Raw genomic sequence first — 19715 nt, 5'->3', positions numbered from 1 at the left:
CACTATTGGGTGTGCTTACTTGGTGCGATTAATCACCACATAAGGCCCGATCTGTTCGACATCCCACAAACTTTGGTCTGCGAAAACCTCGGCGTTGAAAAATACCCCTTGATAGGCCACATTCGGGTTATTCGGGTACAGATCCACCGCGATGTGCGTCTTGTATTCCTCGTCGTTTTTATCGCCGCGGAAGACGAAAACATCCGGGCCCTTCCACTGCTCATCCTCCAGAGCGGCGGCGAAATCCTGGGGGTCGGAAAGCTCTTCGAATGACGCTTCCGCCCAATGCTTGATGGTGTCGTTGCGCTCTGTGAATTGCCCCATCGGGTTGGCATAGTGCGAGGTGAAACCATTGAACCCATAGAACGGGTAATAAGACAGCAGCAGGTTTTCGTCGGTTAGCACAACCGTTTGCTGTGGGGAGTGGCCTGCAGCACCGAGCGTCGCGACGATCTTCTGGAAGTATTTCGCCGAACCTGGGGCGAATTGGTCGGCGCGTTCGCCGTAGCCGTCAGTGTCGGTATAGGCGTGGTCAATTTCATCTTCGTTGGTTACGGAAATCTGCTGCGCATAGCCAATGCTGATTGCCACCAGTAGCACTGTGAAAGCGCCGGAGAGCTGGCGGGCGGACAACGTGAGCTTCCGAGACTCGAAAAAGCGCACCACCGCGGTGCGGTCGGCATCGGCGAAGGCGAAAAAGCCTGCGGTTGACAAGATCAGTGCGATCGGTAGTTCGATGCGGAAGCCCAGCAGCGTGGAGCCCAACAGCGTCATCAACATTGAGGCCAGCACCCAGCCGTAGAGCACGATGGTGGCGATTAACAACGGACGGCGCTTGCTGCGCAGCACCAAGTAGAGCAAGCCGAGCAAGCTGAAGAAGCCGAGCGCGGAAAACTCGAAAAATGGCAGCGGAACCTGCGTTCCTTCGGACGGCAGGAAGTGCTGAGCGACTGACGACGGTTTGTAGTCTGCCGTGGCTACCAAATACAGGTATGGGCCCCATGAGATGGCAGCGATAGCCATAGAGCCCAGCCCCATGACCGCCAGGCGGATAAACGGTCCGAGGTTGCGCCGACCCGGTTGGCTGGTCCAGAAATAGTGGATGGTCAGCACAATGGTGATCAGTGCAGTCACGCCGACGAACAGCGTGTACATTGTGGCGGAAACTCCCAGGTAGACCGCCACACCAGCGACAGCCAACCAGGAGCCACGCACTGCGCGGGCAGCCATCACTACCGCCGGAGCGATACCCATGCCGACGATGGCAGCATAAGGTTCATCTGCCGCCATAGAAAGCGTCACCGCAGTATTCGCGAGCGCCAAAGTCGTCGCCAGGGGCAACGATCCGGTTAAGGCTTGCCACACGGGAACGAGCAGCGCGGCGGCCGTCGCCAAGGACACTAGCGCCCACGGCTGATAAACCTCCCAACCGGGCATATCCAGCAGGTTCGCCAAACGCCCGCCACCCCAGAACCAGCCCAGTGGGTAGTAAGTGGGCATATCCAGGTAATTCATGTCCTGGTAGCCCAAGTTGGTGGCGGTGCGGGTGAGGAACTGTGTGCGGAACAGCTGGTCTACTTGCAGGCCGTCAAGCCACAGGCGAGTGGCAGAAAGCGGAATACCCAGCGTAGCGATGGTCAGCCCGGCAGGCGAGAGATAGCTGACTAGGTAAGTCAGCGCGGTACGCCATTGGGGCTGTGCGCGGTTGTCAGTTTTGCGCCACTGCCACAACAACACGGCCACCAGCACGAGCAAGCCGACCGCGAATGCGGTGGCCAGCGCGCGGGTGACCATAGAGGTATTAAAAGCCGGTAGATTCGTTCGATCCAGGATGATCCAGGCGACGAGTGCGACGACAAAACTGCCCAGCCCCGTGCAGGCTAGGGCCGTGAAAATCTGGGGCCGGGTGAGTTGGTCTGGTTTGTTCATTCAGGGTTTCTTGTCGGGCAGGCAGGAAGCTTAGAACGGCAGGCGACGGAAAATCGCCTGTGGGATGAACTGGAACGCCAGCGAGACGTAGCGGAACAGCGGGTGGACGAAGATATTGTCCTTGCCGTCTTTGATCGCCTCGACGGTGGCCTTGGCGACGTCGTCGACGTTGACGGTCAGAGGGGCCTCGCCGGCTTCCGCTGACATCTTGGTGCGTACCTGGCCTGGGCGCACGACCAGCACGTTCACGCCGGAATCGCGTAGGGCTTCACCCAAGTTGACGTAGAACCCGTCCATGCCTGCCTTGGCGGCACCGTAGACGAAGTTGGAACGACGCACACGCATACCCGCCACCGACGACAACGCGACGATGGTGCCGTGGCCCTGCTGGCGCATTTTCTGGCCGAGTGCCACGCCCACCGACACTGGGCCGGTGTAATTCACCTGGGCCGAAGCCACCGCGGCTTCGTGGGATTGCCACAATTCTTCCTGGTCGCCCAAGGTGCCGAAGGCAACCACCGCGACATCCACATCGCCGGCAGCAAAGGCTTCGTCCAACACGCCAGGGTGGGAATCGTAATCGGTGGCGTCGAAATCAATGACGTTGACCTCGCTGGCACCGGCATTTTCCAGGGTGCGCTTAGAATCAGCCACGCGCGGCGAATCCTTACGCGCAGCCAGAGTGACCTTGGCTGGGCCGGCCGCCAGCAATTCGCGGGCGATGCCGACGCCAATTTCACTGGTTCCGCCGAGCAACAAAATGTGCTGGGCTTGACCTACAGCATTCAACATAAAAATAGGGTCCTTAAAAAATTTTTGGGGATTAATGCAGCTTGTGGGCTTAGCGTAGCTTGTGGGTTTAGTGCAGTTCCAGACGACGAGACATATCCGAAGCGAATACGCCGGTCGGGTCAATCTGATTACGGGTATCCAACCACGACTGCATCTGTGGGTACATCTGGTGGAATTTCTCCGCCGAGGTACGCGATTCCTTTGCCAAGTACAAGCGGCCGCCGAAATCCAGCACGCGCTTGTCCAACTCGTCCAAGAAGTGCCCCAGGCCCGGTTTGATGGGGAAGTCCACACAAATATTCCAGCCCGGCATCGGGAAGGACAACGGAGCGCGGTTGCCTTCGCCGAAGAGCTTGAAGACGTTCAGTGCACTGTAGTGGCCCGAGGCCTGGATGGAACGGACGATGGACTTCAATTCACTCGTGGCTTCGCGTGGTACCACGAACTGGTACTGCAAAAAGCCGCGCGAACCATAGCCGCGGTTCCACTCGCCGATCAAATCCAGCGGCTGATAAAACTGCGTCAGGTTCTGCACCTGGCCGCGGTATTCACCGGATTTCAGCCACCAGGCCTGGCCGACGGCTTTCATCGTCAGTTTATTCATGGTGAAGTTTGGGAAAATATCTGGCACGGTCACAAGCTGCGGTGCGCTGAACTTCAACGGGTCCTTCGCCAGCTTCGGGGAAAGCTCTTTCAGTTGATCCAACGTCGCCAAGCTGCCACGGGAAATCGCGGCGCGGCCTAGTTTCGGTTCCGGGCTGATGGCGTCGAACCAGGCCGAGGAATAGGTGTAGTTGTGCTCGGAGCCGTCGGCATGAAACTCGATGGTCTCATCAAAGTTGCTGGTCAAATCGCCATCGGCAATGAAAAACGCGGTTTCGGTTTTGGTCATGCGGATCGTTGCATGCACGATGATGCCGGTCAATCCCATGCCGCCAACCGTCGCCCAGAACAGCTCGCCGTCTGGATCATCCTCGGAGCCTTCCGGCTTCAGCGTCAGGATATCGCCACTGGCTACCAGCAGATCCATGGATACGACGTGGTCACCAAAAGAACCAGCCGAGTGGTGGTTTTTGCCGTGAATATCCGGCCCGATCGCACCACCGATGGTCACCTGGCGCGTACCAGGCAGCACGGGAACCCACAGGCCATACGGCAGGGCGGCCTTCATCAACTGATCCAGGGTCACGCCACCATCGACGACCACCAAGGCGGTGTCCGGGTCGATGGAATGGATCTTGTTGAAGCGCTGCATATCGATGACCAAACCACCCGCGTTTTGGGCCGGGTCGCCGTAGGAGCGGCCCATGCCGCGGGCGATGACGCCGCGCTTGAGGTGGTCGGGCTTGTCAGCGTTGTCGTCGGCAACCTGCTTGACGGCCGCGACGATGGTGTCGAGGTCTTCCGTGCTCAGAACTTGCGCGCGGGTCGGGGCCGTGCGGCCCCAGCCGTGCAGGGTGGCTTCGCTGGTGTGTAATTCCATAATTACTACTATAAGTCCATCAAATGGCGGATGGGGGCAGGCAACTCGTCCTGTGAGGTGATCGTGTCTCCGTCGTATTCGCGCAACAGGCGATAGACCTCGCGCCGGGAGGTGCTATCCAACATGGGAAGCTCCTCGGCGAACAGCCGCGTCATGAACTCATTGAGCGGCAGGTTGGTTTCCTGCGATGCAATATAAGAGCCGTTCAGACGGTCATTTTCGGCGTCATAGGAGTCTTTTTTCCGTTTTCCGAACATGCTTTAAGCCTACGTGTTCTGGCCTGCTCGTCTACCCTGGGGCGTATGCGCAGGCACAGCAACGTCGTGTATTTGCGGGAGCGGACTGTCATCGTGCGTGCCTCCCTGGTGCGTGACGATTATGAAATTCACCGCCATATCGGGGTCTCCGAATCACTGGATTTGGCGGAGCTTGCCGACGTGTTGGCCACTTGTTTTGATCTGCGTGATGAGCAAACCCCCTGGCACTTCACGACGACGGGTCGCTTGCCGACGAGCTTGCGTGTAGAAACCTCCCGGCTCGACCCACAGCACCTGGTTGGTGAATACCTGGGCAGAGAGCACGCCGGTTTGAATTTTCACTGGGGCCTGTGGGTCTTTCAGTTACAGACCGTGGAGACGTACCCGCGCGATAAGGAAACCCCGGTGGCGTTGTGCGTTGGTGGCTCGGGTTCGTTTTTGGGCAGTAAATTTGATCTCACCGCGATTAACGCGCAGTTGACGGGGCCGGATGCCATTGATCAGGTGTTGGCGGAGGTAAACCCGGAAGTTGGGGCGTTGATTCGCCGCTCCGGCGTGACGGATCTGGTGCCGTTGTTGCAGGCGATTGACGTGCGCCGAGAGTGCACGGTCGATGCACAGGTGCGCGCGCGGTTGGAACAGTTGCCGCTGGAAACCGAGCCGCGGCGCAGGGAAGCGTTTTGGGCTTGTGTGCTGGGGCTTTCGTGCATGGGTGGGTCGGAAATGACCGACGAGATCGCTGGGGTGCTGTTTGCTGCGCTGGGGCATTCTGGGCAATCAGGCCAGACAGGCCAGAGCGCTAAGCCACGCCAGTTATGCGCAGATTCGCTTTCCGTGTTGGCACAGTGTGTGGCGGCGGTGGCACCGGTGGACCGGTTGGATGTGTATCGCGTGGTGTTGCGCGGTGCCGATGCTGCCGGTTAGGTAGGATCTGTGCAGTTGTTGTTTGCCGTTGCTGGCAGATTGTTTGCCGAGAAAGTCGAGTGAGTTTCATGCCTAAGTTTTCCGCGGTGCAGGCGTTGCGTTCGTCGTCGGTGGATGATTCGAAGAAGCTGCAGACACAGTCGCTGAAATTCTTGCTCACGGGCATCGTCGCCGCGATCGTGGACTTTTCGTTGACGTGGATTCTGCAGATCGGCCTGGAAGCGTTGGCTCCGTTTTGGGCTCGTACCGTTGGTTTTATTTTTGGCACGCTGACGGCGTATTTGCTGAACCGCGCGTGGACGTTCCGGGCGCAGAAATCTTTCCGACGCTTCGCGGCGGTGGCGTTGCTGTACACGATGACTTATCTGATTAACGTCGGTGGTTCGCGCCTGCTTTTCGAGTTGTTTTCGGAAGTTTTCGGCTGGGCAGATTCGATTGCTCTGGCGGTTTCGTTCGTGATCGCGCAGGGTACTGCCACGGTCATCAACTTCTTCGTGCAGCGCCTGTTTATTTTTAAAAACGCTGAGCCGATTTAACGCGCAACCCCCAACGTCAGATTGTGAGGTTCCTTGATGGAGTCGATGGAATCAATGAAAAATACTGTGCAGCCTGCTCCACCTGACAAGATTTTTCTTGCTTATGTCAACCGAAAGCCGCTGGATAATATGGATATGAGGTGGGGTAAGCAGGTCCTTGCTGGCGCCAGTTTTAGTGAAAATGAGGTGTTGGATTGGATAGAAAGAGGTAAGCAAGTTAAGCATGATATTTGGTATGAAGAATTAATCCTGGAAAATCCTCACGAAGTCCCCGGCACACCAAAAGAAGTTTTTGTGTATTTCAGTGGTATTACTTGCGAGGGCTGGGAGGAAGACTTTGAGTGGATGGATCCGGTGGGGCGTAGAGCCACTATTCCAATGAATTATGTGGGTGTGCCACGGCCTTGGCCAGCGCAAGCTGAAACCGGAGATGAATATGGTGGCATAGTGTGGAATCGGCAGGATCTTCATCTCTGGAGGGTTCCGTGTCCTTGGATGAGTGCTTATCTTCTTGCCCCGTTTCCTCATGCCAGCAGCCCAGATATAAACTACGGCAAACCTTGGACAGTTTAAATTAATCGATGTTCCCGACCCGGGCAGCCGACAGCGGTGTCATAGCGCTACCTGCAAAGCCCAGGTAACAGTTTTCTTAACCCTGAGGTCGACGGAAATCTTCCGTGCGTCCCCGATTATGCAGGCGCAACCAGTTTTTAAAACCAGCGAAATCACGGCGCTGCACCAAGAAGAACCACCCAAAGCGGGCGAACTCCTGCGGCAACAGCTTCTTCATTCCACGCTGCCACAAGATATAACCGCGGTTGCGGTAGGTGAAAAATCGCTTGCCTGGATTATCGGGAAATTGCGTGTGCATCTTGCCACCGAGAATCGGCTTGAACTCGTCGGCACCATCCGGGTGTAAATACGCCGCGGTCAGGCACGTGCCAAAACGTAAACCGGAATTGACCAGGCGGCGGTGGTATTCCACCTCATCTCCACGGATAAACAGACGATAATCCGGCACACCGATCTGTTCCATGGCGGCAGCCGAAATCAGCGCGCCGTTAAACAGCGAGGCGATGCCCGGCAAAAACTCGCCGTCCAACTCGTCCACGCGCCGACGCCAAACCAGGCCCTGCCGCAGCGGAAAGGCCAGGCGCTGCGGATCGTTGATATTGCACACGACTGGGCTGACCTGGTGCAGCCCGTGGGATTCGGCCACGGAATACAGCTTGTCCAGCACGTGCTTATCGGCGGGGCGGCCGTCGTCGTCGGCACACCAAATGGCATCCGCGCCCAGCGCGAGGGCCGTGAGAAAACCATAAGCGAAACCGCCGGCACCACCTAGGTTCGTGTGGCTCGGCAAATAGTGGCCACGCGCGCCAGCTAATTCGTCGACAAGCGTTTCCACCGCAGCTTCCGCGCCATTGTCGACGACGATGATCCAGTCAACCGGGTGCGTTTGCGCAACCACCTGCTCAAGCGAGGCGCGCAATAATTCGGCACGCCGGTGGGTCACGATCACCGCGGCGGTCGTGCCTGTACGGTGCAGCGACGACGTAGAGGTCGGCTCTGGCGAAGCAGAAGAAGCTGTCATGGAATCCATCCTATTGCTGAGGTTGGGGGTAACTCTGGAAGCGTTTAGCTCTGGAAACGCTTAGTTCTGGAAGCGTCGTACCAGATCACGCACGTAATTACCGGCATCGACGCCTTCGTAATCCTCGACGACGTCCTCCACGCGGCCCACGGAACGGATCTCGCCCTTGTCCACCCATAACGCCGTGTTGCACAACTGCGCCAAGAAATCGTTGGAGTGCGAAGCAAACACCAAAATACCGGCGCGTTTGACCAGCTCTTGCAGGCGCACGCGGGCTTTGGCCATGAAGGCGGCATCCACGGCGCCGATACCTTCGTCGAGAAGCAAAATTTCCGGCTCAATGGACGTGACCACACCCAGCGCCAAGCGCACCCGCATACCCGTGGAATAGGTACGCAGCGGCATGCGCAGGTAGTCGCCGAGCTCGGAGAACTCCGCGATCTCGTCCATTTTCTTTTCCATCTGCTTGCGCGACTGGCCCAAAAACAACCCGCGGATGATGATGTTGTCGTAACCCGAAATCTCCGGGTCCATGCCCACGCCCAAGTCAAAAACAGGCGCGACGCGGCCACGAACATCGGCGCTGCCACGGGTGGGCTCGTAGATGCCGGACAGCAGGCGCAGCAAGGTAGATTTACCTGCGCCGTTGTGGCCGACGAGCCCGACGCGGTCGCCTTCGCGCAGGTGCAAGTTGACGTCACGCAGCGCTTCGACGACGACGGTGTTGCTGGCGTTTTTGCCCAACGCGCCGCCGGCGGTGGACAGCATTGCTTTTTTCAGTGAGCGCGACTTGGCATCGAAGATCGGGAAATCGACGCAGGCGTTGTAGGTATCGATTGAGACCATGGTGGAAACTCCTTAAACAATCCCGCAGGATGAAACCCAGCTAAATTAAACCCAGTAGCTAACGCGGAAACGCCAGCGCTTCATCGCCAGCAACGCCAGACCAAATCCGGCGACGGTGCAGCCCAGCACAACCCACCAGTGGTAGGCGTCGACAGGCTGGCCGATCAGCGGGCCGCGGACGATTTCGAGGTAGTGGAATAGTGGATTCAGCTCCACCAGGCGGGCTGGGCCTTCGATGCCGTCGCCGCCTTGTTCTTCCAGCGTGCGCACCGTCCACACGATGGGGGTGACATAAAACAGCAGCTGGGTCAGGGCTTCCAGCAGTGGGGCGACGTCACGGAAACGGGTGGCGACGATGCCGAAGAACATCGATACCCACGCGCCATTGAGCACTAACAACACCAGCCCGGGAATCGCCAGCAGCAGCTCCCAGCCCAGGTGGCGCGGGAAGATGATGATCAGCGCGACCCAGATGATCATGTTGTGCGCCAGGAACAACAGCTGGCGCCACACCAGCCGGTAGACGTGCACAGAAATCGCGGCGGGGAGCTGTTTGATCAGCCCCTCATTGTCAATGAAGATCAACGCGCCTTCTTTCAGGCAGCCCGAAATGAACGTCCACATGATCAAGCCCACAGTCACGTGTGGCAAGAATTCCGCGGTGGGGATATCAAACAGCATGGAATACAAAAAACCCAGCGCAGTAGCCATAGCGCCGGTAGCAATGGTGATCCAGAACGGCCCTAATACCGAGCGTCGGTAGCGCTGCTTCATATCCTGCAAACCCAGCAGCAGCCACAATTCGTGCTGCTTCAGGCCATGTGACAGATCGCGCCAGGCAGCCCCGAAGGTCATGGACTTAGACTGGGGTGCATCGCCGTCGGCGCCAGAGGTCATCCGGGCAATATCTTGGTCAAGCTGCGTATTGTTGTCCTGCACAAGGGCAAACCTTAGCAGTTGCATGCTGGCTGGCGAGGCTACAACGCGCACCAGCCTGCCGTTATTCTTTGCGTGAGCTGGGAATTTCTTGGGTGACAGGCTTCGGCCAGGAGGATTGAATGCGCCGCAATTTTCGGTATACAGTATTAGCGGGCAAGGCAGAAGGGAGCTGAGACAGGCATGGCTTATGACGTCTACAGCGTGCGTGGTTTGTACACCACGCTATCTGAGGGCTGGACGTATCTGAATGCGCATGCCACTCCGCAGGTCCCGGAACGCGTGGCGGTGGGTGTTGCCCGCGCTTTCCGTAATGCCACCTCTGTGAGTACCGGCCCGACCGGGAGCCATTCGCAGCGCCAGCATGCCGGGCGGTTAGAAGGCGATGTGTACATCGAGAATGCCCGTGGAGCCGTGGCGGATTTGCTGGGGGTGCGCGCCGATCGCGTCGTCCTGGGTTCGAGCCTGCCGGTGCTGTATCAGTCTTTAGCGCGGGCGATGGAGCCGATGCTCGCGCGCCGTGGCACCTCGGTGGTGTTGTCGGGTTTGGATGCCCCGGAGGTTTCTGCCCCGTTTTCTGGGCTTGTCGACGACACCCGCTGGGCCTTGCCGGATTTAGCCACGGGCGAGTTGCCGGCGTTTCAGTATAAAGATCTGGTCGACGGCCACACGCGCTTTGTCGCACTGTCCGCCGCGCATGATTTGCTGGGCACCGTCGCGCCGGTCAGTGAGATCGTGGAGCACGTGCGTTCGCGTTCGCGGGCCTGGACGCTTGTCGACGTCTCCAGCATCGCGATGTACCGGCCGATCGTGGCTGATGACTGGGACTGCAATATCTTGGCTATCGACCTGGCGCAGATTGGTGGCCCGCAGCTAGCGGCGCTGGTCTTCCGCGATACCGCGATGTTTAAACGCATTGCGCCGATTGCACCGACACAAGACTGTGATACCTACGCGAAGCTGGAATCTCCGTTTTCTGCTGGTCTGGCCGGTGGCGTCAGCCCGGCGGTGGATCACGTGGCGCGGCTGGGTTCTGCGGCTGCTGGATCACGGCGCAAGCGTGTGCAGCAGTCCATGGCGGAGTTGGATGCGTACATGGCGCGGCTGACCAACCAGATGTATACGTTTTTGGGCACGTTGCCCGCCGCACACATCGTTGGTGTGACTGGTGAGGCCGCAGCTGGGTCGACGGCGGACCGGCTGCCGCGTTTGTCGTTTGCCGTGCACGGAGTACCGGCGGCGACGGTGCATCAACGCCTATTCGATAACGGACTGGTGACGACCATCGCGCCGAATACCCCGCTGCTGGAAAACATGGGGGTCGGTGAGATCGGTGGCGCGGTGACGATTTCCGCCGCACCATTTAATACTGAGGCCGATATTGCGCACCTCACGCGCGTGGTGGCTTCGCTGGCTTAACTGTTCTGCGTGAGCACCAGCGTGCCGGTGACTTCGCCAGAATCGAGTGCTTGGTGCGCGGTAGCGGCGTCGGCAAGCGGGTAGCTGGCGTGCCGGTGGTGGGTGATGGAGCCGTCGGCAAGCCAAGGCCAGACGTTGGCAACAGTTTCGCGCACGATCTCGGCTTTTGCCTCGGTGTCGCGGGAACGCAGTGTGGTGCCGAAAATACTTAGGCGATTAGCCAGCACCGCGCCCAGGTTGATTTCTTCTTTCGTGCCACCTTGCATGCCGATGATCACCAGCTTGCCGTCTTTGGCCAGCGATTTCAGGTTTTGCTTCAGGTATTTCGCGCCGATGATGTCCAAGATGACGTCGCAGGAGCCTTGCAGCTTGTCGACGAAATCCTCTTCTTTGTAGTTGATTAAGATATCCGCGCCGTATTTCTTGCAGGTTTCCAGCTTTTCCGCCGAGCCTGCAGTGACGGCGACTTTCGCGCCCAGTTTTTTCGCGACCTGAATGGCGAAGGTGCCGATGCCGCCACCGCCGCCGTGAATCAGAATGGTTTGGCCAGAGCGCAGGCCAGCCGTCATCACCAGGTTGGACCAGACAGTGCAGGCTACCTCCACGACAGAAGCAGTATCTTCCAGGGAATAGCCCTCTGGGATTGGCGTGAGTTGACCTTCGGGCACAGCGACGTATTCCGCATAACCGCCACCGGCGAGCAACGCGCCGACTTCTTCGCCTACTAAGCGGCCGGTATCACCTGCGTCGACGATGGTGCCGGCGGCTTCCAGGCCGATGAGTTCGGATGCCCCCGGTGGTGGTGGGTATGCGCCCTTGGCCTGGAGTAAGTCCGCACGGTTCACGCCAGATGCTGCCACCTTGACCAGTACCTCGCCCGCGCGCAGGGTTGGCACGTCCACTTGGGTGAGTTCTAGCGACTGTGGGTCGTCGGCATCGGTTTGCACGATGGCGTGCATGGCGGCCGGGATAGTCGCGTCTGTGGTGGCTTTTGCAGTGTTGGTGGTTACATTTTTCTGGGACTTTTTCGGAGTCATAGAATTCCATGGTAGGTTAATGTCGCTGGAGGCGTGGCAGAGCGGCCGAATGCACTGGTCTTGAAAACCAGCGTGGGGAAACTCACCGCGGGTTCAAATCCCGCCGCCTCCGCCAGTGGACATGCCGGTGGCGCCTATTTTTATTTTAGGTGCCACCGGTTGTTTCTATCTCAGGTGCTACCGATTGTTTTTATGTGCAATACCCTGAGCAAGAATTCGCCTGACTTGGCTTGGATTCCAGGCAAAGAAAAATCCCCGGGCATAACACCAAGGGACAGAGCGCTAGGATCTTGATTTTTTAGTGGCGATAAAGAACCAAATTGCTCCTACGAGCAGTGCCACGACTGTGAATCCGATACCGATTTCTTTTGATTTTTCCGCCGCGACATCGGCATAATTTTGTGCAGAAAAAGCTGGTGCTAGGACTAGGCAGTAGATCCAGCTACCGGCGATGACCGCAGCGAATGATCGAATGATTCTCTTGGGCTCAGTGAAGTTAGACATTGATGTTCTCCTTTCGGTCCTCCGCAAACCTTGGTGAAGTCAATATTGTCCGCAAACTGTGATGAAGTCAATGCTGATTTGACTTCATTGCCCTGTTGCGTTGTTTGTGCTAACGCTAAGATGTAGCGGCTTTACCAGGGCAGAACGGGGTTTGACTAGCGGTTTCATCTGCGCAGCGTCGTCACTTTATCCCCGGGCGCGTACCGGGTTGGTGATCATCGCAACGATGCTGCGCGCGAAAGCGAAAATGCCGGCGCCAAAGGCGGCGGACCAGAAACCGTCGATGGTGAAAGTGATACCCCAAATGTTGATGGCGTTGGTAATCACCGAAGCCAGCCACAGGATCGCGATATTGACGACGAAAGAAAACAAACCGAGCGTCAGGCAGTTAATCGGTGCGCCCACTGTGCGCACGATCGGGCCGACGGTGGAGTTGACCAGCATGAACGCGATAGCGACGATACCCAGCGCGATAGCAGGATCGAAGGATTCGTCGACAAGCAGTTTATTCGGGCCCGTGTAATTCACGCCCGGTACCAGCCAAACAGTCACGGCGAGGGCCGCGGCAATGGTGATGATATTGAGTAGCAGCGCGAGCGCACGCATTATGCACGCACCTTCTTCCACGCGGTAAGCAAGGCGTCGGTCTCTTCTGCAGTGGTGGCGGTGATGCGCAGACCTTCGTCGAAAGCACGCACCAGAACCCCAGATTCAGCCAACTGTGCAGCCACTTCTTGTGGGCTGTCGTGTAAAGATTCGGCCGGAACCCACACGAAATTAGCGAAAGATTGCGTGAGCGCCAGCTCGTCGGCAAGCCGGTCGCGCTGCTGATTAGTTTCGGTGATGCGTTCGTTGAGCTCGTCGGCAGCCTCCAAAGAAGCTATTGCTGCAGCTTGCGCTACTGCGGACACGCTGAAGGGAATTGCCACTTTGCCCAGCGTAGCGATGATTTCTGGGTTGCCGAAGGCATAGCCGACGCGCAAACCCGCCAACCCGTAGGCCTTCGAAAACGTGCGCAGGCCGATCACGTTCGGGTACTGCTGCACGGCTTCGGTGGCCAGCGGGGTGTTATCGGCGGTGTTGTATTCCACATAAGCCTCGTCTAGCGCGACGACGACGTCGGCGGGCACCCGGTCCATGAACTCGCGGAATTCCTCGGTGCTGATGGTGGTGCCGGTGGGATTGTTCGGGTTGCACACGAAAATCAGGCGAGTGCGTTCGCTGATGGCGTCGGCCATGGCGGGGAGGTCATTACGCAGCTCGCGCAAGGGGACCGGCACGGCAGTGGCACCGGTGACCTGCGTGAAAATCGGATAGGCCTCGAAGCTGCGCCACGGGAAGATGACTTCATCACCCGGCTGGCAGGTGATGGTCACTAGCTGCTGACACAATGCGGAAGAACCCGTGCCGACGGTGACGCTGGTTTCGTCGGCAAGCCCCAGATGTGCGGCGAGCTTCTTGCGCAGCTCCACGGCTCCCATATCCGGGTAACGGTGGGATTGCGCAGCGGATTCGGCGATGGCCTGGGTGGTGCTCGGCAGTGGTGAGTGGGCAGATTCGTTAGAAGAAAGCTTGACTGCATCCGGCATGCGTTTACCGGGGACGTAGGCGGGCAGTGATTCCAGATCTTCTCGCAACATGCGTGTAAGTGTAGTCTCATCTAGCGGGCGCACGGGATTAATTGCGCGAGGGCATGCTAACAGTTATGCTAGATCGCGTTGGAGATGTGCCAGAGTGGCCGAATGGGACTCACTGCTAATGAGTTGCCTGCTTAACAGCGGGCCGGAGGTTCGAATCCTCTCATCTCCGCAGCTTGGCCCCGGTAGGATTTTTCTTACCGGGGCTTTTGGTATCGCGTAATTTTCGGTTGCATGGCTCACGCTGGCTTGATCTATGCTTAGCGCATGAAAGCAGCTTTTCGCTTTGACGGCATTGATTTAGCCCGCGGCCTCGCCATCGTCGGCATGGTGTTTGCGCACCTGGGCCCCACCGGTTTTGATGGCGGGGTTGTTGCGGACTACACGAGCACCGCTTTTGCCGGCTACCCCTCGGCACTGTTCGCGGTGCTGGCGGGCGTTTCTTTGGGCCTTTTCCACGAGCGCGGGGCCGATGACCCTGTGCGCACGCGCCTGGCGACGCTGGTGCGGGGTGTGATTCTTTTGGTCGCGGGCACGTTGATGTCGATGGTGCAGTCCACCATCGCGATCGTGCTCAGCACCATTGCCGTGATTTACCTGCTGTTGTTCTGGTTGCCTCGTTGTAAAACCTGGGTGATTTCCGTGGTTATCGCGGTGCTGGCGACGGTTTCTTCGGTGGGGTTTGTGCTGGTGGATCTCGTGCCATTCGGTTTTGAGCTGTTCATGCCGCCGTACCCGGTGCTGGCGTGGCTGACCTACGGTGCCGTGGGCGTTCTGGTGCACCGCTTCCTGGTGGGCAACACGAAGGCCCAGGCCATTGCGGTGGTTCCTGCGTTGCTGCTTGCGGCCGTGGGGTTTGTTATTCGTGTGAACAATGCCGCGGTGTTTCCGTATGACCCGCTTGCCGACTACACTGAGCCGCAGTTTGATAAAGAACCGCTTGTGCAATTGCTGTTGACGCAGAGCTTCGAGCCGCACACGGGATTGTTCGGTGATCTGTTGGCGAGCATCACCTGCGCCATCGCGGTGATCTGCCTGTGCTGCCTGTTGTGCCAGGTGCGCTGGGCGAATATTCTTGCCTATCCGTTGCGCGCGGTGGGTGCGATGGCCTTGACGACGTACGTCGCACACGTGTTTATCGCGGGCTTTTTCATGCTCGGTGGCATTCCGTTGGATGCGGGCAAGACTTTCGATATCAGCGGTACTGGCCCGGTGCAGTATTCGCGGGTTGAGCCCGCTGAGGGCAGCGTGCATGAAAGTACGGAATCCGAAAGTGTAGCCGAAACTGACAAACCTGAGAAACCTGACGAAATTAACAAGCCTGCCAAACCCGACGAACCTGACCCGAGCTTTCAGCGTTACCAAAAAATTATTCAAGAAGCGGATACCTGGCAGGAATATGACGAGCTGACCGCGGAATTCTGGGATGGCAAGTCCAAAGGCTGGGTTCTGGGTGACGACGAGTTCGATCCCGATGAGCTGGATGTGAAAGACACTGGTCAGATCCATAATTGGGCTACCGCCGCGTGGAATGCCCTGGGGCTGATTGTGTTCGCGGCGGTGTGGAAGGTGTTTTTCCGACGTGGTCCGCTGGAATGGGTTGTGGCGCGGCTTATTAACAAAGCAGTGTTGCGTAAAGAGGTCAGCATGCAATAGGGTAGCCATACCTTAAAGATGGAGGTTGTATGCTCACGCCGGAAATATGTGCGCAAAGCCTAACCAGACGCATTCTGGGTGGCGCTGGCACGCTTTCACTGGTCCCGCTGGATGTAGATGCCACCGTGTCTATCGCGGTAGCCGCCCACGGCTTTGACCACCATGGCCAGATGGTGATCGCCTGCCATGTCGACGATGTTGCCTGTCTTGGCGACGGGCGTGTGCGCCTGGACGGCATTAAGAAGGCCTTGGAGTTCAGTACCGACATCACTATCGCCAGCCTGCACGCCGTGGCAGAAGTGGAATGGCAAGCCGGCTGGTATGCGGCGCAAGACCTGGTGGAAGAACCCACCCCGTTTCTGCGCTTCGGAATCGTGACTTTGGACCACGCGCACTTGCACTGGCCCTGCGGCGCAAGCTTGGTGCGGATGGCGGAGCTACAAGACGGCGATGCACAGCGGGCCGCCGGGCAAGAGCGACTCGACGAGTTTGCCGCGCGTGAGGTACTCGATGTCGTCGGCAAGCGCCGCCTAGCCACCCTGCACGAAGAGGTGATGGCGGGGGTGACCGACGGATTGGTGCTTAGTGATCGGACCCAGCCCATGTGCCCGCACTGGAATGGGCAAGTCTGGGTTGCCGACGTGAACGAATGTGGATTCATGCTGATCGCGACGGGCGATGACCGTATGAGCGTGACCATGGTGGGTTTTGCCAGCCCGGCACAGGGACTGGTGAATTTTGAAACCGCAGTAAAAGCTGTGGCGGGCTAGCGGTAGCGTTGTACCAGCACCCCGGCAGGATTTTTGATAACCGCCCAACCGGTATATTCTAGCCGGAGCTTACTGGGTATACCGCATGCCCAGGGGTTTAGTCCGGCCTATAGAGGCGCTCAATAATCCTGTAAGGGAGGTGCGTTATGCACGATGCAGCAGTAGAAGCAATTGACGAACTAGAAGGTCTGCTGAGGAGTCATGACGACGTACCTCCGCGGGAGGCGCTGCGATTACGCAAGCTGCTGGACGAACCTCAGATCAAAGACATTGTTGCGCTGGTAGAACGCTCGAACGCCACCCGTGCGGCGGTAGTGCTGCGTCTGCTATCGCGGGATCGTTCCATCGCGGTTTTCGATGCTTTGGACGCTGCTCATCAGGCCGACGTGATTGGCGCGCTGGGCAATAAAGACGTCTATTCCTTCTTCGATGAGCTGGACCCGGATGACAGGGTTTCGCTGATCGACGAGCTGCCAGCGGAAATCGCCGACCGGCTGCTGAAGAACCTGGATAAAACCGAACGCGATGTCACCGGCGTCATCTTGGGCTACCCCAAGGGATCGATTGGCCGCCGCATGTCGCCAGAGGTGCCGGAAATCCATGAGGATATGACGGTAAATGAGGCCATGACGCTGCTGCGCAAAGAGGCTGATGACCTGGAAACGCTGTATTCCATTCCGGTGACGCGCCGGGATCGCCGCCTGGTGGGCGTGACTTCCTTGCGTGAGCTGTTCTTGGCGCATGGGGATCGCAAGGTGAAGTCTGTGATGGCGGATCCGATTTTTGCCCATGCGAACGACGACGCCGAGGAAACCGCGCGTTGGTTCTTGCCATTGGACTTGCTGGCGATGCCGATTGTCGATCACACTGACCGCCTGGTGGGCATTCTGACCTTCGACGATGCGCAGGACATCGTGGAGGAAGAAGACAGCGAGGACTCCGCCCGTGCCGGTGGTGCTGAGCCACTGCAGCAGCCGTACATGTCGACGCCACTGGTGAAGATCATGCGTTCGCGTATCGTCTGGCTGCTGGTGCTGGCTGTGTCTGCACTGCTGACAGTGCAGGTATTGGATGCTTTTGAAGGCACGTTGGAAAAAGCCGTGGTGCTGTCGCTGTTTATTCCGCTGCTGACCGGTACCGGCGGTAACACGGGTAACCAGGCTGCGACGACGGTCACCCGCGCGTTGGCGCTGGGCGATGTGCGAAAACGCGATATCGCCCAGGTTATGTGGCGTGAGCTGCGTGTGGGCCTGATGCTTGGCATCACCTTGGGCACGCTGGGGTTGGTCTTGGCGACGCTGGTCTATGGCTCGGATATTGGATTCGTGATCGGCCTGACGCTGTTGAGTGTGTGCGCGATGTCTGCAACCGTCGGTGGCGCGATGCCGATCGTCGCCAAGACCGTCGGCGCGGACCCTGCGGTATTTTCTAACCCGTTCATTTCGACGTTCTGCGATGCGACGGGCCTGATTATCTATTTCTTGATTGCGAAAACCATTTTGGGGATTTAGGCGTTGCTCATGGGTTAGGATTTAGGCACCCTAGCCCGTATGTCATAGATCAAGAAATGGACTCGTATGAGTACTCCTCACATACACGAGAGCACCTCGAAGGCCGAAGGCCAGGACTCCGAGGTTCGTGAGCGTCGCGAAACCACCCGCCAGTACACCGGCTTGCTCGTTGGTATTGCGCTGTCGGTTCTGGTGTATTTGATTTTTCCGTCGAATGCGGTGGAAACGCTGAGCCAATCCGCTGGTGCGGACCCGGAAGTTGATTACAATCTGCAGTCGTTGCGGTTGGTAGCCGCGGTAACGGTGCTGATGGGCAGCTGGTGGATGACAGAGGCCATTCCGTTGGCCGCGACCGCGATGGTTCCGCTAGTGGTGTTCCCACTGTTCCAGGTTGGCGAGTTTTCTGACGTCGCCACGCCTTATGCTTCGGCGACTATCTTCCTGTTCTTGGGTGGCTTCTTGATCGCACTCGGCCTGCAACGTTGGAACGTGCACCGTCGCATCGCGCTCATGGTGGTGTTGTTGGTAGGCACCTCGCCGAAGAAGCTGATTTTGGGCTTCATGTTGGCTACCGGCTTTTTGTCCATGTGGGTGTCCAATACCGCCACGGCCGTCGTCATGTTGCCCATTGGTATGTCGGTGCTGCAACTGACCGCAGACGTGGTTGGTGGCATGCGCAAGCAGGCGAAATTTGCTACCGGCTTGATGCTGGCCATTGCGTATTCGGCGTCGATTGGTTCGCTGGGCACCTTGATTGGTACTCCGCCGAACGCGCTGCTGGCTGGTTATATGAGCGAGGCGCACGGCTACACCATCGGGTTTGCACAGTGGATGATGGTCGGTATGCCGATCGCGGTGGTTTTCGTGTTCATCGCCTGGGCGGTGCTGGTGACGGTATTCAAACCAGAGATGACGGAAATCCCCGGTGGCCGTGAGCTGATTAAAAAAGAGCTGCACGAGATGGGCAAGTGGACCGGCCCGCAGATCGGCGTCAGCATCATCTTTGTGTTGGCTGCGGTGTCGTGGATTCTAGTGCCGCTGATTCTAGATCAGTGGCTAGAAATTGAAACCGGCTACGAGGACGCCATCGTCGGTATCGCTGCAGGCCTGCTGATGTTTGCTCTCCCGGCAGATAAAAAGGGCACCCGCCTGATGGATTGGAAAACCGCGAACGAGCTGCCGTGGGATGTGCTGCTGCTGTTCGGTGGTGGTCTGGCGTTGTCGTCCATGTTTACGAAGACGGGGCTGTCGCTGTGGATCGGTGAGATCGCCAAAGGGCTGGGCTCGTTGCCGCTGTTCCTGCTGATTTTCGCCGTCGCTGGTCTGGTGCTGATCTTGACGGAATTTACTTCTAACACGGCAACCGCGGCGACGTTCCTGCCGATCATGGGTGGTGTTGCCGTCGGCATTGGCCTGACTGCAAATGCCGAGCACAACGTGTTAGTACTGGCCATCCCGGTTGCGCTGGCGGCAACTTGTGCGTTCATGCTGCCGGTGGCTACCCCGCCAAACGCGATTGCTTTCGGTTCTGGCTACGTGCGCATCGGCGACATGATCAAGGGTGGCGTGTGGCTGAACGTCGTGGCCGTGATCTTGACGACGCTGGTGGTCTACTTCGTTGCCATCCCAGTTTTCGATATCGTGCTGTAGTTGCATGGTAGTTGCCCGTAACCGGGCTTTAGCTGTGCAGTAATTGTTCGTTTTGGGCCTTTATGCTGGCGATTTGGTAAAAGCTGGAATGGTTAGTAGAGTATATTCTCGTTGCACAGGAGAGTGATCGAAAGGTTTTCTCAAAGTGTAGCGGGAAGCGCCCGTAGCTCAACGGATAGAGCATCTGACTACGGATCAGAAGGTTGGGGGTTCGAATCCCTCCGGGCGCACACA

At 58.1% G+C, this 19715-nt stretch carries 19 protein-coding genes and 3 tRNA genes; 11 read left to right on the top strand and 11 right to left on the bottom strand.

The window, feature by feature from the left end:
* Positions 1-15: 15 nt before the first annotated feature.
* The 4 genes from HMPREF1292_RS02200 to HMPREF1292_RS02185 all read right to left on the bottom strand — a co-directional run bounded on the left by HMPREF1292_RS02200 (position 16) and on the right by HMPREF1292_RS02185 (position 4461).
* Entirely contained in the window at positions 16-1929 is a 1914-nt protein-coding gene (locus tag HMPREF1292_RS02200; RefSeq protein WP_023018548.1) for a galactan 5-O-arabinofuranosyltransferase, read from the bottom strand.
* Between the two features lie 30 nt (positions 1930-1959).
* Complete coding sequence (locus HMPREF1292_RS02195) at positions 1960-2721, bottom strand: decaprenylphospho-beta-D-erythro-pentofuranosid-2-ulose 2-reductase (protein WP_023018547.1); 762 nt, start codon at positions 2719-2721, stop codon at positions 1960-1962.
* Positions 2722-2788: 67 nt separating this feature from the next.
* The gene (locus tag HMPREF1292_RS02190) at positions 2789-4204 is read right to left on the bottom strand and encodes an FAD-binding oxidoreductase (RefSeq protein ID WP_023018546.1); all 1416 of its coding nucleotides are present in this window, start codon (positions 4202-4204) and stop codon (positions 2789-2791) included.
* A gap of 8 nt (positions 4205-4212) precedes the next feature.
* Positions 4213-4461: a hypothetical protein gene (locus HMPREF1292_RS02185; RefSeq protein WP_021353564.1), complete on the bottom strand. Its 249-nt coding sequence runs from the start codon at positions 4459-4461 to the stop codon at positions 4213-4215.
* 45 nt (positions 4462-4506) lie between these two features.
* Here HMPREF1292_RS02185 and HMPREF1292_RS02180 point away from each other — a divergent pair, with 45 nt between their 5' ends.
* The 3 genes from HMPREF1292_RS02180 (at position 4507) to HMPREF1292_RS11340 (ending at position 6494) form a co-directional block, all read left to right on the top strand.
* Complete coding sequence (locus HMPREF1292_RS02180) at positions 4507-5385, top strand: hypothetical protein (RefSeq protein ID WP_152514650.1); 879 nt, start codon at positions 4507-4509, stop codon at positions 5383-5385.
* 68 nt (positions 5386-5453) lie between these two features.
* Positions 5454-5921: a GtrA family protein gene (locus HMPREF1292_RS02175; protein ID WP_023018545.1), complete on the top strand. Its 468-nt coding sequence runs from the start codon at positions 5454-5456 to the stop codon at positions 5919-5921.
* Between the two features lie 36 nt (positions 5922-5957).
* Complete coding sequence (locus tag HMPREF1292_RS11340) at positions 5958-6494, top strand: hypothetical protein (protein ID WP_023018544.1); 537 nt, start codon at positions 5958-5960, stop codon at positions 6492-6494.
* A 76-nt stretch (positions 6495-6570) separates the two neighbouring features.
* Here the strand turns inward: HMPREF1292_RS11340 and HMPREF1292_RS02165 are convergent, their stop codons facing one another.
* Genes HMPREF1292_RS02165 through HMPREF1292_RS02155 form a run of 3 tightly spaced genes read right to left on the bottom strand, consistent with a single transcriptional unit; the run spans position 6571 to position 9258 of the window.
* Positions 6571-7515: a glycosyltransferase gene (locus HMPREF1292_RS02165; RefSeq protein WP_023018543.1), complete on the bottom strand. Its 945-nt coding sequence runs from the start codon at positions 7513-7515 to the stop codon at positions 6571-6573.
* Between the two features lie 60 nt (positions 7516-7575).
* Positions 7576-8361 carry an ABC transporter ATP-binding protein gene (locus HMPREF1292_RS02160; RefSeq protein WP_023018542.1) on the bottom strand — a complete coding sequence of 262 codons (786 nt, stop codon included), beginning with the start codon at positions 8359-8361 and terminating at the stop codon, positions 7576-7578.
* A gap of 45 nt (positions 8362-8406) precedes the next feature.
* Complete coding sequence (locus tag HMPREF1292_RS02155; RefSeq protein WP_152514631.1) at positions 8407-9258, bottom strand: ABC transporter permease; 852 nt, start codon at positions 9256-9258, stop codon at positions 8407-8409.
* Positions 9259-9480: 222 nt separating this feature from the next.
* Between HMPREF1292_RS02155 and HMPREF1292_RS02150 the strand changes: the two genes are divergently transcribed.
* Positions 9481-10716 carry an aminotransferase class V-fold PLP-dependent enzyme gene (locus HMPREF1292_RS02150; RefSeq protein WP_023018540.1) on the top strand — a complete coding sequence of 412 codons (1236 nt, stop codon included), beginning with the start codon at positions 9481-9483 and terminating at the stop codon, positions 10714-10716.
* Here HMPREF1292_RS02150 and HMPREF1292_RS02145 read toward each other — a convergent pair.
* Positions 10713-11675 (bottom strand): NAD(P)H-quinone oxidoreductase, encoded by a 963-nt coding sequence (locus HMPREF1292_RS02145; RefSeq protein ID WP_034645533.1) that lies wholly within the window; start codon positions 11673-11675, stop codon positions 10713-10715. The genes HMPREF1292_RS02150 and HMPREF1292_RS02145 overlap by 4 nt on opposite strands.
* A gap of 105 nt (positions 11676-11780) precedes the next feature.
* Here HMPREF1292_RS02145 and HMPREF1292_RS02140 point away from each other — a divergent pair.
* Positions 11781-11868 (top strand) — tRNA-Ser (locus tag HMPREF1292_RS02140).
* A 167-nt stretch (positions 11869-12035) separates the two neighbouring features.
* On the opposite strand, the gene HMPREF1292_RS02135 is transcribed toward HMPREF1292_RS02140, so the two are convergent.
* The 3 genes from HMPREF1292_RS02135 to hisC form a co-directional block, all read right to left on the bottom strand.
* Positions 12036-12257, bottom strand: a complete 222-nt coding sequence (locus HMPREF1292_RS02135) for a hypothetical protein (protein WP_023018538.1) — start codon at positions 12255-12257, stop codon at positions 12036-12038.
* A gap of 186 nt (positions 12258-12443) precedes the next feature.
* Complete coding sequence (locus HMPREF1292_RS02130) at positions 12444-12863, bottom strand: phage holin family protein (RefSeq protein WP_023018537.1); 420 nt, start codon at positions 12861-12863, stop codon at positions 12444-12446.
* Positions 12863-13897 carry a histidinol-phosphate transaminase gene (gene hisC / locus HMPREF1292_RS02125; protein WP_023018536.1) on the bottom strand — a complete coding sequence of 345 codons (1035 nt, stop codon included), beginning with the start codon at positions 13895-13897 and terminating at the stop codon, positions 12863-12865. Before hisC ends, HMPREF1292_RS02130 begins: the two co-directional genes overlap by 1 nt.
* Before the next feature lie 80 nt (positions 13898-13977).
* Between hisC and HMPREF1292_RS02120 the strand changes: the two genes are divergently transcribed.
* The 6 genes from HMPREF1292_RS02120 (at position 13978) to HMPREF1292_RS02095 (ending at position 19711) form a co-directional block, all read left to right on the top strand.
* Positions 13978-14066 (top strand) — tRNA-Ser (locus HMPREF1292_RS02120).
* A 95-nt stretch (positions 14067-14161) separates the two neighbouring features.
* The gene (locus tag HMPREF1292_RS02115; protein ID WP_023018535.1) at positions 14162-15550 is read left to right on the top strand and encodes a heparan-alpha-glucosaminide N-acetyltransferase domain-containing protein; all 1389 of its coding nucleotides are present in this window, start codon (positions 14162-14164) and stop codon (positions 15548-15550) included.
* 29 nt (positions 15551-15579) lie between these two features.
* A complete protein-coding gene (locus HMPREF1292_RS02110) occupies positions 15580-16320 on the top strand; it encodes a hypothetical protein (RefSeq protein ID WP_023018534.1) in 741 nt (246 codons plus the stop codon).
* A 146-nt stretch (positions 16321-16466) separates the two neighbouring features.
* Positions 16467-17831: a magnesium transporter gene (mgtE, locus tag HMPREF1292_RS02105; protein WP_021353155.1), complete on the top strand. Its 1365-nt coding sequence runs from the start codon at positions 16467-16469 to the stop codon at positions 17829-17831.
* 66 nt (positions 17832-17897) lie between these two features.
* Positions 17898-19481, top strand: a complete 1584-nt coding sequence (locus HMPREF1292_RS02100) for a DASS family sodium-coupled anion symporter (RefSeq protein ID WP_023018533.1) — start codon at positions 17898-17900, stop codon at positions 19479-19481.
* A gap of 157 nt (positions 19482-19638) precedes the next feature.
* Positions 19639-19711: transfer RNA gene (locus HMPREF1292_RS02095), tRNA-Arg, on the top strand.
* Positions 19712-19715 lie beyond the last annotated feature (4 nt).

Origin of the sequence: Corynebacterium sp. KPL1995, assembly GCF_000477935.1 — a bacterium.
GTDB lineage: Bacteria > Actinomycetota > Actinomycetes > Mycobacteriales > Mycobacteriaceae > Corynebacterium > Corynebacterium pseudodiphtheriticum.
The sequence above is the reverse complement of the archived record's forward strand: the minus strand, read 5'-3'. Positions and strand labels throughout refer to the sequence as shown.